The organism is Enterococcus sp. C74 (genome assembly GCF_040887125.1).
GTDB classification, from domain to species: domain Bacteria; phylum Bacillota; class Bacilli; order Lactobacillales; family Enterococcaceae; genus Enterococcus_B; species Enterococcus_B hirae.
In genome coordinates this window covers 1-15933 of the sequence record NZ_JBFOFA010000002.1, presented here as the reverse complement: position 1 = coordinate 15933, position 15933 = coordinate 1, and the positions used below count along the sequence as shown (strand labels likewise).

Sequence of the window (15933 nt, the reverse complement as noted above, 5' to 3'; positions counted from 1 at the left end):
TGTTATTTTCCTCCTAATTCAATATGCTCAACATTCAACTGATCGAGCATCAACCAATCTTGTGCAATCTCTTTAAAAAGCTTAGCTGAACCAGTCGTATAGAATTGGCATAACGTCCGCCCCTCATTGACTGAATTGCTGATTTCAAAATAGTCCAGCAACATCGAAACTTCCCCGACAGTCTCTGCACCTGAATCGATTAATGTTACACTTTCTCCCATAACGTTTTGGATAATCGGACGTAACAAAGGGTAATGGGTACAACCCAATACTAATGTATCGATTTTCTTAGTAACCAATGGCGCTAGTGTCTGGGCAACGATTTTTTTTGCCACTGACGAATGATATTCATTACTTTCCACTACCGAAACGAATTTTGGACAAGCCAAACTAGTCACGGCAAGTTCAGGTACCTTCGTTTTCAGCGCTGTTTCATAAGCACGACTTTTGATCGTTCCGAGGGTTCCGATAATCCCTACTTGTTTATTTCTTGTTTGTTTAACAGCTGCTCTTGTCCCAGGTAAGATCACACCAATGACTGGAATAGGAAGTGTCGCCTTGATTTCTTCTAAAGCAACCGCAGTAGCAGTATTACAGGCAATCACTAACATTTTGATGTTTTGTTCCACCAAATGATTCGTCATTTCCCAAGTAAATTCGATCACTTGTTCTGCCGGTCTAGGACCATAGGGGCAACGGGCAGTATCTCCAACATATAAGATATTTTCATTTGGTAATTGTTTCAATGCTTCTTTGACCACCGTCAATCCACCAACACCTGAATCAATAAAACCAATCGGGCGATTATCAGTCAATAGTATCATCCTTTTTCTCAATAAATTCTATCTTCCTTATTGTGGACTTTTTAAGGTGATTTTTCAAGTACTACCTTTGTACTTCTATCCATAAAGCTTGAATAGCTCACACAGTCGATCTAAAGAATCACTAGTTTGACTTAATGATCTTAAGTTAGTTGTTTTTAGCAGATGAAGTTTGCTCTTTATCTACACTTATCATGAATGATTGCGATTCGTTTTAGAGATACTAGAAGAGACTGAGACAAGTTTTGTCCCAGTCTCTGAGCAATTATGGTTTATCGACTAACTTCAGCTGATCCTTGAGATAAAGAATTCATTTGTTTTATATTTTTGTTTGGTTTTGGTAGAGTATTTTGTTCCGATCCTCGATTACTTAGTCTTTGATTCAATGGTAATGGAACTTGATCTATTGGATTTGGGTTTGTTCTATCTAGTTCGGGAAGCTTACTTAGCAAAGTTGTTTTTCCATTGATTATTTCGTTAAGCTCTTTTTTATCTTCTTTAGTCAGAGTAAGCATATAAGGTATATTGCGTCTATTTATTTCATTAAGTTTTCTGCTACCAATAAATTCCGCCATCGTAGATAGCATTTTGGGTTCTACCTTTTGGTTCTCTTTAAGTGCTAATGCAGTGTTCATTGCTCGAGATAACAAAAGCGCGTTGTCATCCACTACTTCAGCTATAGTCTTCCCATTTATTTTAATGTCTGCTTCATTTTCTTGTTTTTTATCTGTTTGTTGTTTCGCTCTTTCTCTGATTATATCCCGAAGTGCTTCTTTTTCTTCTATTCTCATGACAAGATTATCAGAAAGTGTATCCATATACTTTTCATCAAGATAACTATTCTCAATGGTAATTGCTATTTCATGTAAATCCTTTGGAGAGGTAGTTTTATTCTCTGAAAGTTGATAATTTACTTTTATTGTTTCAGCCAATAGGGAGACTATCTTATTCTGTACCACAACATTTAATAGATTAATCCGGGCTGGTGCTTTTGGTAAAGTTCCTGGTTTTGGCGACGTATTTGGTTCCAAGCCAGGAGTATTCTCACTTTGATTTAGTAGAGTTCTTAAATTTGGTTTTGGTGATGTCTGTAGTGGATCCTTTGGGTTTGAATCTAAATTGTTAAGTCCTTGACTTAATGTTGAGCTTAGGTTCATTTTAGCTGGTACTTGTGAAATTCCGAGTTCCTTATTAAGCAACGTTGTTTTTTCATTTATTATTTCACTAAGCTCTTCTTTATCTTCTTTAGTAAGAGTAAGCATATAAGGTATATTGCGTCTATTTATTTCATTAAGTTTTCTGCTACCAATAAATTCCGCCATCGTAGATAGCATTTTGGGTTCTACCTTTTGGTTCTCTTTAAGTGCTAATGCAGTGTTCATTGCTCGAGATAACAAAAGCGCGTTGTCATCCACTACTTCAGCTACGGTCTTCCCATTTATTTTAATGTCTGCTTCATTTTCTTGTTTTTTTTCTGTTTGTTGTTTCGCTCTTTCTCTGATCATATCCCGAAGTGTCTCTTTATCTTCTCTTGTCATGACAAGAGCGTTTGAAACCGTATCCTTATACTTTTTATCAAGAGAACTATTCTCAATGGTAATTGCTATATTATGTAAATCCTTTGGAGAGATAGTTTTATTCTCTGAAAGTTGGTAAGCTACTTTTATTTCTTCAGCCAATAGGGATACGATCTTATCATTTATTACACTATTTGAGAATATATTCCGAAGCTTGTCTTTGTCTGCTTGTGTCAAGGCAAGCGTACGCATGAGCTCCAGTTTCTGGTCTATATTTAGGTTTAAATTCACAACCTCATTTGCTATTCTATGTAGTTTATTCGGGTTTGCAGGTCGTTTCTCTGAAAGCTGATGCTTATTTGTAATTGTAGTAGCAACAGCATGTACATTCTGCTGAAATAATTGTTTTGATTCTGTTGATTTTTTTTTGACATTATTACGTCTTTCATTCGCAATATGTTTTGCTATTTCCTTTAGATCATATTGGGCATTAGGTTGGTATTTTTTTATAATAGCTATATTAGCAGCTTTCTTTTGTTCTTCGTATATAGATAGAAGAGTGTCTTGATCTTTTTCTGGTATTTTAAGTTCGAGAATGACCTCTCTTTTCTGTTCATCAGTAAGATCTAAATTCGCAATCTTTTTTGCTGTTTTATTTAGTTTTTCTGGGGAGTTAGATTGATCCTCTGAAAGTTCATATTTAGTTGTAATAGCTAGAGTAGCAGCTTTCTTAATTACTTGTATTTTTTTTAGTTCTTTGTATATTGTCCGAAGAGTGTCTCTATCTTCTGTTTCTATTTCAAGTAGATGAATAATTTCCTTTTCCTTTTCCTGTGCTTTACTAAGATTTAAATCTATAAGCTCATTTGCTATTGCCTTTAGTTTCTCTTGAGGGGTCGTTTTTTCAACTGAAAGTTGATATTTACTTGAAATAGCTGTAGCTGCAGTAAATATTTTCCAATTCAATTTCTCCTCAAATTTGTTTAAGTACATTTCTCGAAGAGTGTCTTGATCTTTTTCTGGTATTTCAAGTATTCTAATAACTTCTCTTTTCTGTTCATCACTAAGATCTAATTTCGTAATCTTTTTTGCTATTGTATTTAGTTTCTCTTGAGGAGTCGTTTTTTCAACTGAAAGTTGATATTTACTTGAAATAGCTGTAGCAATACTAACTCTTTCCCCATTCAAGTTCTTCTCTAATTCGTTCGAGTACATTTCTCGGAGAGTGGTTTTATCTTTTTCTGGTATTTTAAGTTCGAGAATAACCTCACTTTTCTGTTCATCACTAAGATCTAAAGCCACAATCGTTTTTGCTATTTTATTTAGTTTTTCTGGGGAGTTAGATTGATCCTTTGAAAGTTCATATATATTTGTAATAGTTAGAGTAGCAGCTTTTATGTTAGCGTATTTCTGACTTTCTTGTGTTTTTTTAAGTTCGTTATATATTGTCCTAAGAGTTTTTCTATCTCTTGTTTTCATTTCAAGTAGGTGAAAAATATCCTTTCCAATTCCCTGTACTTCACTAGGATTTAAATCCATAAGCTCATTTGCTATTGCCTTTAGTTTCTCTTGAGGGGTCGTTTTTTCAATTGAAAGTAGATATTTACTTGAAATAGCTGTAGCTATACTAACTCTTTCCCAATGCAATTTCTGCAATTTCTTCTCTAATTTGTTCGAATACATCTTTCGAAGAGTGTCTTTATCTTTTTTTGGTATTTCAAGTTCGAGAATAACCTCTCTTTTCTGTTCGTCACTAAGATCTAAATCCACAATCGTTTTTGCTATTGCCTTTAAATTATTCTGGGAGTTAGGTTGATCCTCTGAAAGTTTATATATATTTGTAATAGCTAGAGTAACAGCTTTTATGTTAGCGTCTTTCTGACTTTCTTGTATTATTTTTAATTCTTTGTATATTGACCGAAGAGTGTCTTTATCTTTTTTTGGTATTTCAAGTTCGAGAATAACCTCTCTTTTCTGTTCATCACTAAGATCTAAATCCACAATCGTTTTTGCTATTGCCTTTAAATTACTCTGGGAGTTAGGTTGATCCTCTGAAAGTTTATATATGTTTGTAAAAGCTATAGTAACAGCTTTTACGTTAGCGTCTTTCTGACTTTCTTGTATTTTTTTTAATTCTTTGTATATTGTCCGAAGGGTGTCTCTGTCTTTTGTTTCTATTTCAAGTAGGTAAATAATCTCATGTTCCTGTAATGTACTAAGATTTCGATTTATAAGCTCATTTGCTATTGCCTTTAATTTCTCTTGAGGAGTAGTTTTTTCAACTGAAAGTTCATATGTATTTGTAATAGCTATAGTAGCAGCTTTTATTTCAGCGTCTTTCTGACTTTCTTGTGTTTGCAATAAGTCTCGTTTTTCTCTGTATATTTCCTCAAGAGTAGCTCGATCTTCTTTTGAGATTTCAAGTTTAGCAATAACCTCCCTTTCCTGTTCTTCACCAAGATTTAAATCCAGGATCTCAGTTGCTATTGTCTCTAGTTTCTCTTTGGGGACAGATTGGTTCTCTAAAAGTTGATATTTATTTGTAATAGCTAGAGTAGCATTATTTATTACCTGCGTTATTAATTCATTCACCTTGGGAATTTGATCATTTAGAAGCTCATATACATCATCTCTATTTATAATATGTAGATCGGAAATAAAGTTATAACACGTACTAGGTTTCAAAGGAAGATAATAGAATTTATCAAGGTCTTCAATTAGTGCAGCTTTTGTTTTTTCCGATAAAGGCGTGTTTGAATTAAGGTTATGCTGTTCATTATGATAGTCAATAAAAAAGGTTCTATCTATGCTTTCCATTTCAATAGTTCTTTGTTGTAACAGGTTTTTCTCTTCTGGATTCAATGGACGATTGGAGATGTTTCCTTCGCTTGAAGTTGGATCATCTTTAGAAAGATCTTTATCTAATGCTACTAGTGTTTCCATATTAGTAGATTGCTTTTTCTCTTCAGTTAGTTCATAAGCAAGAGCAGGCTGATCTTCGGGCTGTGCTATTCTATTGCTTGGTTGTAACAGGTTTTTCTCTTCTGGATTCAATGGAAAATTGGAGATGTTTCCTCCGCTTGAAGTTGGATCATCTTTAGAAAGATCTTTATCTAATGCTACTAGTGTTTCCATATTAGTAGATTGCTTTTTCTCTTCAGTTAGTTCATAAGCAAGAGCAGGCTGATCTTTGGGCTGTGCTATTCTATTTCTTGGTTGTAACAGTTTTTTCTCTTCTGGATTCAATGGAAGAAGTAAAAGGATTCCTGCGGTTGAATTTGGATCATATTTAGAAAGTTCTTTACCTAATGCTACTAATGTTTTCACATTAGTATGTTGATTTTTTAGTTTATACTTTTTGGTTAATCTATAAGCAAGATTAGGCTGATTTTCGGGTTTTACTATTCTATTTCTTGGTTGTAACAGGTTTTTCTCTTCTGGAATCAGCGGAAGATGTAAGAGGATTCCTTCGGTTGAATCTGAATCATATTTAGAAAGTTCTCTATCTAATTTTGCGAATGTCACCGGATCAGTACGTTCCATTTTTAGGTTATACTTAACGGTTAACCTATCAGCAAGTTCAAGTCGATCTTCGGGTTTTATTATTCTATTTCTTGGTTGTAACAGGTCTTTCTCTTCTGGGATCAGCGGAAGATGTAAGAGGATTCCTTCGGTTGAATCTGGATCATATCTAGAAAGATCTTTTCCTAATGCTACGAATGTTTTTAGATTAGTATGTTGATGTTTTAGTTTATACTTTTTGGTTATTCTATAAGCAAGTTCAAGCTGATCTTCGGGCTGTACTATTCTATTTCTTGGTTGTAACTGTTTTTTCTCTTCTGGAATCAATGGAAGATGTAAGAGGATTCCTTCGGTTGAATCTGGATCATATCTAGAAAGATCTTTTCCTAATGCTGCCATTGTTTTCAGATTAGTATGTTTATTTTTTAGTTTATACTTATCGATTAATCTATCAGCAAGTTCAAGCTGATCTTCGGGCTGTACTATTCTATTTCTTGGTTGTAACAGGTCTTTCTCTTCTGGAATCAGTGGAAGATGTAACAGGATTCCTTCGATTGTAGCTGGATCATATCTAGAAAGTTCTCTACCTAATTTTGCGAAATTCTCCGGATTAGTACGTTCCATTTTTAGTTCGTACTTATTGGTTAGTCTATAAGCATGACTTTGCTGATCTTCAGGCTGTACTATTCTATTTCTTGGTTGAAACAGGTTTTTCTTTTCTGGAGTCAATGGAAGATAGAAGAGGATTCCTTCGATTGTAGCTGGGGCATGTTTAGAAAGATCTTTTCCTAATGCTACTAGTGCTTTCATATCATCAGATTTATTTTTCTCAAGTTTATACTTATTAGTTAGTTCATAAGCAAGTGAAGGCTGATCTTCGGCTTGTACAATTACTTTTTTTCCGTTTTTTTTATTTAGTTTCAACCTATCCTTTAGTCTATAAAAAATACCACGCTGATTTTTGGACTGTACGCTTACTTTCTCTCCATTTTTTTTATTTAGTTTTTCCATGTTGTTTTCTCCTTTGCACTTTTATATACTGCTTTATAAATTTATCAGAAAAAAAAGGACATCAAAAACTTTTATTCCCAAATAAAGAAATTCTTGGAATTTAATACCATGGTATTTGTTCAAATTTTAGAATATTATTTTTAATTTCTGAAAATAATTAGTCAAGAATAGTGTTTTCAAAAAGATTATGCATGAATAAAGTTTTATTTGAGTCCACTTATACATAACTATTTCTTTCATAATTTTTTTCTGAATATATTTGCGTAACCACGTGTAGTGATTTGAAAAAAATAGTATTCCTGTATAAAAATATAGAAATACGTAATTTACGGATTTAATTCAATGACATCATGAAAAATAGAAACTTTTTGATTAATTAACGAACAAATGTGAGAAAACAAAAAAATCTGAGAAAGAATGGGGTGCTTTCTTGCCCAGATTTGATTTTGCATCACTCATCAGTACTTATTGACGAAGAGATGAAAAATATTAATCATCCCTAAAACAGCAAGAGCCGAACAATCCCTTTTCAGAAAATGATTCGGCTTGAGCAATTATGGTTCATCGACTAAATTCATCTAAACCTTTAGATAAGTGAATCGTTGGGTTTAGTGGAGTCTGTGGTTTCGAGCTTAGACTGTTTACTCTTTTTAAAGGATTACCTTTTGATGCATTTGGTTTTAGCGATATCGGTGGTTCCGATCCTAGATTATCCTCACTTTTCTTTAGTAGAGATCTTAATTTTGATTTTAATGACGTCTGTAGTGGCGTAGTGGGTTTTGATTCAAGATTATTTAGTCCCTGACTTAATGTTGAGCTTGGGTTCGTTTTAGCTGATTCTTGTAAAGTTTCTACCTGGTTTAGCAACGTTGTTTTTTTATTTATTAATTCATTAAGTTTATCTCTATCTATTTCTGGTATTTCAAGTTCGAAAATGACCTCTCTTTTCTGTTGCTTATTAAGATTTAAATTCAAAATCTCATTTGCTATTGCATCTAGTTTTTTTGGGGGATTAGGTTGGTCCTCTGAAAGTTGATAGTTGGTTATAATAGTTAGAGTTGCATCATCTACTCCATGATAAAAGAACACTTCATCGTCTGTCTTATTTTTTTGTATTTTTAACAAGTCTTGTCTTTCTCTGTACATTGTCTTAAGAGCGACTCTATCCTCTTTTGATATTTCAAGTACTCTAATAACCACCCTTTTTTGTTGCTCACTAAGATTTAAATCTATAATCTCATTTACCATTTTCTCTAGTTTATCTCGGAAGGTAGGTCGGTCATTCGAAAGTTGATATTTATTTGTAATAGCTATAGTAGCATCATTTATTCCCTTAAAAAAAAATGGTGCTGCTTCGGCAAAATTTCTTCTGATAATTTGCTTCTTATTTTTATGAATCAATTGTGCCCTATCGTCACTATACCCATCTTGTGTCCGTCCATTCACTCTAGAGTCTGTCTTACTTTCTTTTATTTTTGGCAATATCTCAAGTTTTCTGTATATTCTCCAAAAAGCTTCTCTATCAGCTTCTGGTATTTCAAGACCCTTAATAACCTCTCTTTTTTGTTCATCACTAAGGTTTAAATCTATAATCTCTTTTGCTATTGCCTTTAGTTTCCTATGATGAGTAGCTTGATCTTCTGAAAGTTCATATTTATTTGTAATATAAGTAACTGAATCATGTACTAGCTGATTAAATAACTGTAATGCTTTAGCCCCTCTTATTATAACTTCTAACTTACTTTGGGGTGGTGTTGGCCATCTCTGTAATTCTTTAAATATTTCCAGAAGAACATCTTTATATTCGCTTTGTATTCCAAGATAGATAATAACCTCTTTCTTCTGTTCCTCGCTTAATTTTAAATTTAAAATCTCTTTTGCTATTTTCCTTAACTCCTCTTCGGAGACAAATAGTTGAAATTTATTTATAATGCCTATAACTGCATCACCTATTTGCTGATAAAATGATACTTTATCTTCACCTTTTGTGTTCTCATCTAATTTAGCATCAGTCTTACTTTCTTGCGCTGTTAAAAAGTCTTGTCTTTCTCTATATATTGTTTGAAGAGTGGCTCGATCTTCTTCTGATATTTTAAGCTCGAAAATAACCTCTCTTTTGTATTCTTCACTAAGATTTAAATCCATAATTTCCTTTGCTATTGCCTTTAGTTTCTCTTCAGGGACAGATTGGTTCTCTGAAAGCTGATATTTATTGATAATAGCTATAGTAGCATGAATAGCAGCATTGTTTGCTTGCTGATAAAATAACTGTTCTGCTTTCATCAAATTTATTTTGTATATTTTCCAAAGAGTGGCACTATCTTCTGTTTGTAGTCCAAGTTGGAAAATAACCTCCTCTTTTTGTTCCCCACTAAGATTTAAATCCATTATCTCATCTGCTATTGCCTTTAGTTTATTTTCGGGGATAGATAGCTGATATTTATTTATGATAGCTATAGCTGCATCATCTACTTGCTGATAAAATAATATTTCATCGTCATCTTTTGTAATCTCTTTTAAATTAGCATCTGTCTTACTTTCCTGTGTTTTCAATGTGTCTTGTTTTTTTCTGTATATTTTCCGAAGAGTGGCTCGATCTTCTTTTAATAGTTCAAGTTTAGCTATAACCGCCCTTTTCATTTCCTCATCAAGATTTAAATCCATGACCTCATTTGCTATTGCCTCTAGCTTTTCTTCGGAGACAGTGTGGTTCTCTAAAAGTTGGTATTTATTTGTAATAGCTATAGTAGCATCATCTGTTAGCTGCGCTATTAATTCATTCACCTTTAGAAATTGATCATCTTTAAGCCTAGTTAATTCCCTTCTAGTTATATTCAGATCGAAAATAAAGTTATGACACGTACTAGTTTTTAAAGGAATATAATAGAATTTATCAAAGTCTTCAATTAGTGCAGCTTTCGTTTCTTCCGACAAAGGCATGTTTGAATTAAGTCTATGTTTTTCATTAAGATAGTTAATAAAAAAGGTTCTATTATTACTATTTATTTCTATATTTCTTTGTTGTAACAGATTTTTCTCTTCTAGAAAAGATTTTAGATAGGTGGAGATTTCTTCATAGGAGGGGATTTCTTCAGTTGAAGCTTGATCATCTTTAGAAAGATCTTTATCCAATGCTGCTGATGTTTCCAGATCAGTACGTTTCTTTTTCGTAAATTTATACTTATTGAATAGTCTATAAAAAAAACCACGCTGATCTTGGGACTGTATGCTAACTTTCTCTTCATTGTTTTTATTTATATTCTGTTCCTTGTTTGGCATGCTGTTTTCTCCTTTGAGATTTTATATACGCTTTATAAATTTATCAGAAAAAAAAGGACATCAAAAACTTTTATTTCTAAACAAAGAAATTCTTGGGATTTAATACTATTGCATTTATTCAAAATCTAGATTATCTTTTTTAATCTCTGGGAATATTTGGCATCCACGTGCGGTGATTTGCAAAAATAGTATTACTTTATAAAAACAGAAGAACATGTAGCCTGCAAATTTAAATCAATATCAACATGAAAATTAGAAGCTTTTTGATCAAATTATGAGACAAAGTGAAAGAACAAAAAGCTGAGATAGAATGAGGTACATTCTGACCCAGATTTAATTTTGCGCAACTTATCAGTTCTTATTGACCAAAAACCTTTTTTTAACAGATATTAAAACTAATCAAAAAAAACGAAAATCAGAATAACTGCTTTTCGTTTTTTCAGCTTGTTCATACGAATACTTTGACCGCACGCTCAAGTTAATTTTTGAACTGTTACACTCTTACTTGAATGTCGCTAAATTGAACACTATCTGATCGTTAGGTGATAATTTAATATCATTTGCTCCTTTTTCCGCCATTTTGCCGTTGATTGTGAACGTCCAATATAATCCTTTATCTTTGTCTTGTGCATGCCCATCAATTGCCGTCACAAAACCATTGTCTTCTTTCACTGAAAACTGTTTTTTTAGTAATTCCAACAAGGTCTGATTTGGTTGGTAAGTAACGTTTTTTGCCGATAGTTCTTTTCCCTCTTCTTGCAAAGTGATGGTCACTTTTTTTGTAGTGGCTTGTGATTGAGCGCTTGATTGTTCTGTCGTGGTAGGTGATTGACAACCAGTCATAACGATCATACTTGATAAAGCAGCTAATAATACTATGAATTTCTTCAAAAAAAACACTCCTATTTATTAATTTGTAAAAAGAATTTACTTAAGTTATCACTTTAAACATTATAGATATGATTCTTAGACAGTTAGATTTTAATCCAAACAGTAAGGTCTGATAAATAATTAATGGAATACTTTCCCAGCTCGCTCATAGAATGGTTCTTTAATATGATAAACCACATTGACATAACGTGCCAAGACAAAAAAGAGATCCGATAACCGATTAATCAGTTTATAACTCATTTGATTCGTTTCTGTTTCTTCCAAAATCAGTTGAGTGATTTCACGTTCCGCTCTTCGGGTCACTGTTCGGGCAAGATGGAAATGCCCTGCTACTGGATGTCCACCAGGCAAGATAAATTTGTCGATCACCGGTAGTTTTTCTTGATAAAAATCAATCATTTCTTCCATTTTCTCCAAATCTTTTTTAGTCACGATCCGTTCTTTGACTTCCGTTGGTGTGGCAAAATCTGTTCCGATATCAAATAGTAATCGTTGAAGTTGGATTAATTGTTCGATCAAAAGCGCAAATTTATCAGGATCTAATTCTGCAACGATCGTTCCTACCCAAGAATTGATTTCATCCACACTTCCATAAGCTCTAACACGAGAAGCTGACTTAGCTAGCCGTTGCCCTCCGATAATACTAGTCATCCCAGCATCACCACTTTTAGTATAGATTTTCATGGTACCATGCTCCTTTTTAACCTTATAATCCACACTTTAGTTGTACTTTACAATGGGTGCAAGTACTGCAACCTCCGATTTCTTCAATTGTACCTTCATGACAAATCGGACAGCGCTCTTCACTCGTTGCTGAGTCGTTTGAAGCTTCTGTTAGCAAAACATCTGGGTGTACCTCTGATGTTACTAGCTCATCGGTAAAACTATTTTCTTCCGCTGATAAAGTCAGGACTTGTGAATCTCGGCTACCGTCAACATATACCGTACCGCCTTTTGCCCCACCTTGATAAAGTCGTTCGTAAATATCAGCTACTTCTTTAACACGATATCCCTTAGGTGCGTTGACTGTTTTGGAAATGGAACTATCAACCCATCGTTGGATCGTACATTGGACATCCACGTGAGCTTCTGGTGAAAGTTCCATTGCTGAGACAAAGTATTCCGGTAACTCTGAGGCATCTGCCTCTGGATGTTTCGCTAGATATTCGTCAACGATTTCAGCGTGTACTTCAATGAATTTTCCTAAGCGACCGCTTCTAAAGTAGGAAAAAGAGAAATAAGGTTCCAAACCCGTGGAAACACCAGTCATCGTACCTGTCGAGCCAGTTGGTGCAACTGTTAATAAGTGTGAATTACGGATTCCATAAGTTAAGACACCTTGCCTAATATGTTCTGGCATCTTTTTCATATACCCAGAATGGATAAAACGCTCACGTAATTGTCGTGTTTCTTCTTCGTTCTTACCAACTAAATAAGGAAAACTTCCTTTTTCTTTTGCCAATTCGATCGACGTTTGATAAGCTGTAACGGCAATCGTTTCAAACAATTGATCGACTAACGCATTTCCTTCTTTAGAGCCATACGTTTTGCCGCAATAGATCAATAAGTCGGCTAAGCCCATCACCCCTAAACCAATACGACGTTCCCCTTTTGCTTGTTGCTCATTCTTGTCAAAAAAATAAGGGGTCGCATCAATAACATTATCTTGGAAACGTACACTGGTTCTAACCACTTCTGCAACTTTTTGAAAATCGATTTCTTGGTGCTCATCTACCATATTCGCTAAATTGATAGCCGCAAGATTACATACCGCATACGGTGTCAATGGCTGTTCTCCACAAGGATTTGTTGCAACGACTTTTTGTCCATAGGCAGCAGCATTAGTCATCTCATTGGCGTTATCAATAAAAAAGATCCCTGGTTCCGCAGAATAAGTAGCACAGTAAGTGATCAATTCCCAAAGCTCTCTGGCTCGAATTGTTTGATGAACTTTCACTTTACGTCCTGTCGCTTCCCACTCACGAACATCACCGATTTCAGCCCAATGTTGATCATAATCAGCCATTTCTATTTCTGTATACTCGTCAATAGCAGGAAAACGCAAATCATAGGTCTTATCTTGTGCGACAGCTGCCATGAATTCCTTTGTCAGACAGATTGAAATATTCGCCCCTGTTAAGAAGTCAGGATCTTTGACACTATAACTTCCACCCATTTTTAATTTTTGCTTAGCCTCTTTGATGAAAGTTTGTTCTGCAAATTGCAAAAGCCCCTCTTCCTTAAGCAAGACTTCAAATAGCTCCCTTTCTTCTTGAGTTAAAGGAGAAAAAGCTAGTTTCTCACTTGCCAACTGTTTGATTAGCGGGTTTTTACTTGTAGTTATCAACTGTTGCAAGATCAATGGATTCTGGATTTTTGAAATAATAAATTCAAAAATATCTGGGTGCCAATCATTGAGCATGATCATTTGCGCCCCTCTGCGACTTCCTCCTTGTTCGACTAAATGAGTGAGATTAGCTAAATCATTGAGCCAAGAAACAGCACCAGAAGATTTTCCATTTACGCCATGTACGACAGCTGATTTTGGTCTCAAGGTTGAGCCATTCGTTCCTACTCCACCACCACGACTCATGATTTCCATGACTTCTTCTCGGTGTTTTGCTAAACCAGAACGAGAATCTTGAATAAATGGCATGACAAAACAATTAAAGTATGTGACTTCTGATTGCGTACCAGCACCATATAACACCCTTCCTGCAGGAATCAAATTTTGTTCAGTCAATTGTTTGTAAAAATCTTCAAAAAATTCAGCTTTTCTATCGCCCTCGACTTGACTAATTCCGAAAGCAACTCGAGCAGCAATTTGTTCATAATACAGCTCTAAAGGTTTTTCAACTTCACTTTTGTTTCTTTTAACGAATCCACGAGCTATTTCTTCAGGATCAGTCAAAGAGGAGCGAAATTCCTCTTCCACTTCGATCGTTAAATCGTCTCCAGAGTGCTGAATGATCGTTCCAATTCCACGAGCCGGGTATTGTGGATCCGCATGTACCGTCAAGACGACTAGATCACCTATGGTTAACGTCTGATTATGTGGATCTTTGTAAGTATATCGATCCAACATGACCAAGCGTGAAATCCCTTCAAATGTCAGTTTCATTTGTGGATCAATAGGTTTGACCTCTGGATAATTCCGTATATCCTGATTAAGTTTTTCTATATATTTTTTTGAATAAATTCCCATTCCATCGCCACCTTATCATAAAAAACACTATATATAGTGTCTGTTAATTATTATCACACTACATCATGTGTTTTTCAATCTTGTAATAAAAAAAATTTATGATATAATGAGAACTATTATCAGTGAAGGAGCAGCCTCAAAAGATGAACACATTTAAACAAAAACCTTACTTTACGATTCACAAATTTGCTTATTTGTCATTATTAATTGCTGCCTGTGTCGTAGGCAGAATTTTTTTTGCTTGGTTACCAAATATTCAACCTATGACAGCAATTTTTTTACTACTTGCGGCATTTGGTTCTTTAACAGATGCTTTAATCGTCTCCATATTGAGCTTATTCATCACTAATCTATATTTAGGATTAGGGACTTGGACAATCAGTCAAATGCTCGCCTTCAGCGGGATTGTTTTGTTTTTCCATTGGATGAATCAGTTACCTATAGTCGCTAAGCATGTGACTATTCAAGCAATTTTGAGCTTTATTTGTGGATTAATTTACGGTTTGATTGTTTCACGAATTGAAACTTTCATCTATCAACTTCCCTCTTTTTGGGCTTACTATTTTCAAGGACTTCCTTTTGATCTCGCCCATGGTATAGGTAATTTCTTTTTTTATTTGATTCTCTTTCCCGCATTTCAACGGATACTATTTCCGCTATACAGTAAGACGCTTGATGACAGATATAAAAAATAAATGACGTGAGAATTCTTATTTTATCAGCCCTCTGATTATTTTTGTCTAACTTTTTTTGGGGGGATAGAATCAGAAGTGATTCTTCTGTCCCAGTTTTCATTTAGCCATAAAAAGTGGGATATTAATCAAATTTTTTCTGATTAATATCCCACACTCATTTATTATGTAATCATTTTTAGAGTTTATTGATTATTATCTATGTAACGGGTTATCCTGCTTATGCTGTAGGTCTTGAGATACAGCTGCTCTTTCTGGGGATGAGTTTTCTTCTTTAGATACTCTATTTAATTTTTCTTTAAGATCTTCTCCTCTATCTTTGTTCCCTGGAACTTCAGAACTATTTCTAACATTATTTCCTCCCTCATACTTCCCCATTTCTTCTTCTACTCTCTGTCGGCTTATGGATGGACTTTTTGTCAACTCATTTTTAAGATACCTCAATACACTACTTCCAGTAATGTCTCTATTATTCACAACTGTTTTTATCGCTCGCTCAACCGCTTTATCCTCTTTTTTTCTATTTTTACCCTTAAATTTCTTCAATTCTTCTTCTGCTCTCTCTTTACTTATGAATGGACTATTCTTAAATTCATATGTGAGATACTTAAATATTTGGGAATGATCTTGAATCCTGTCTGCATCCTTCATAACTGTTTTTATCACTTGTTTAACCGCTTTATCCTCTTTTTTCCTAACTTTACTCTCAAACTTCTTCAATTCTTTTGCTCTCTTTTTACTTATGAATGGACTATTCTCTTTTTCTTTAGTTGTACTCGGATTTAATTCAGTTGGTTCCTGTTGAATAGTTTTTGTCTTTTCCTGTTCCTTGTTTGGCATATTATCTTCTCCTTTAAAATTTTATATACTGCTTCATCAATTTATCAGAAAAAAAGAATACATAAAAAACTTTTATTTCCGAGAAAAGAAATTTTTGTAATTTAATACCATTTAATTGATTAAAATTCTAGGTTACTACTTTTAGTTTCTGAGAG

The 15933-nt window shown here is 34.1% G+C and carries 8 protein-coding genes; 1 reads left to right on the top strand and 7 read right to left on the bottom strand.

All coding sequences use genetic code 11. The features are described 5' to 3' along the window. Positions 1-2: 2 nt before the first annotated feature. The 6 genes from racE to AB3H93_RS02840 all read right to left on the bottom strand — a co-directional run bounded on the left by racE (position 3) and on the right by AB3H93_RS02840 (position 14246). Positions 3-824 (bottom strand): glutamate racemase, encoded by an 822-nt coding sequence (racE, locus tag AB3H93_RS02865; RefSeq protein ID WP_178306413.1) that lies wholly within the window; start codon positions 822-824, stop codon positions 3-5. Positions 825-1093: 269 nt separating this feature from the next. Then, entirely contained in the window at positions 1094-6871 is a 5778-nt protein-coding gene (locus tag AB3H93_RS02860; protein ID WP_368020093.1) for a hypothetical protein, read from the bottom strand. A gap of 561 nt (positions 6872-7432) precedes the next feature. Then, on the bottom strand, positions 7433-10150 hold the full coding sequence (locus AB3H93_RS02855) for a hypothetical protein (protein WP_368020092.1): 2718 nt from the start codon (positions 10148-10150) through the stop codon (positions 7433-7435). 501 nt (positions 10151-10651) lie between these two features. After that, complete coding sequence (locus AB3H93_RS02850) at positions 10652-11050, bottom strand: DUF4430 domain-containing protein (RefSeq protein ID WP_223603268.1); 399 nt, start codon at positions 11048-11050, stop codon at positions 10652-10654. 111 nt (positions 11051-11161) lie between these two features. Next, complete coding sequence (locus AB3H93_RS02845; RefSeq protein ID WP_063627055.1) at positions 11162-11725, bottom strand: cob(I)yrinic acid a,c-diamide adenosyltransferase; 564 nt, start codon at positions 11723-11725, stop codon at positions 11162-11164. A 22-nt stretch (positions 11726-11747) separates the two neighbouring features. Continuing rightward, entirely contained in the window at positions 11748-14246 is a 2499-nt protein-coding gene (locus AB3H93_RS02840; RefSeq protein ID WP_096710394.1) for a vitamin B12-dependent ribonucleotide reductase, read from the bottom strand. A gap of 143 nt (positions 14247-14389) precedes the next feature. Here AB3H93_RS02840 and AB3H93_RS02835 point away from each other — a divergent pair, with 143 nt between their 5' ends. Next, entirely contained in the window at positions 14390-14941 is a 552-nt protein-coding gene (locus tag AB3H93_RS02835; protein WP_368020091.1) for a DUF6580 family putative transport protein, read from the top strand. A 192-nt stretch (positions 14942-15133) separates the two neighbouring features. Here the strand turns inward: AB3H93_RS02835 and AB3H93_RS02830 are convergent, their stop codons facing one another. Then, a complete protein-coding gene (locus AB3H93_RS02830) occupies positions 15134-15778 on the bottom strand; it encodes a hypothetical protein (RefSeq protein WP_368020090.1) in 645 nt (214 codons plus the stop codon). Positions 15779-15933 lie beyond the last annotated feature (155 nt).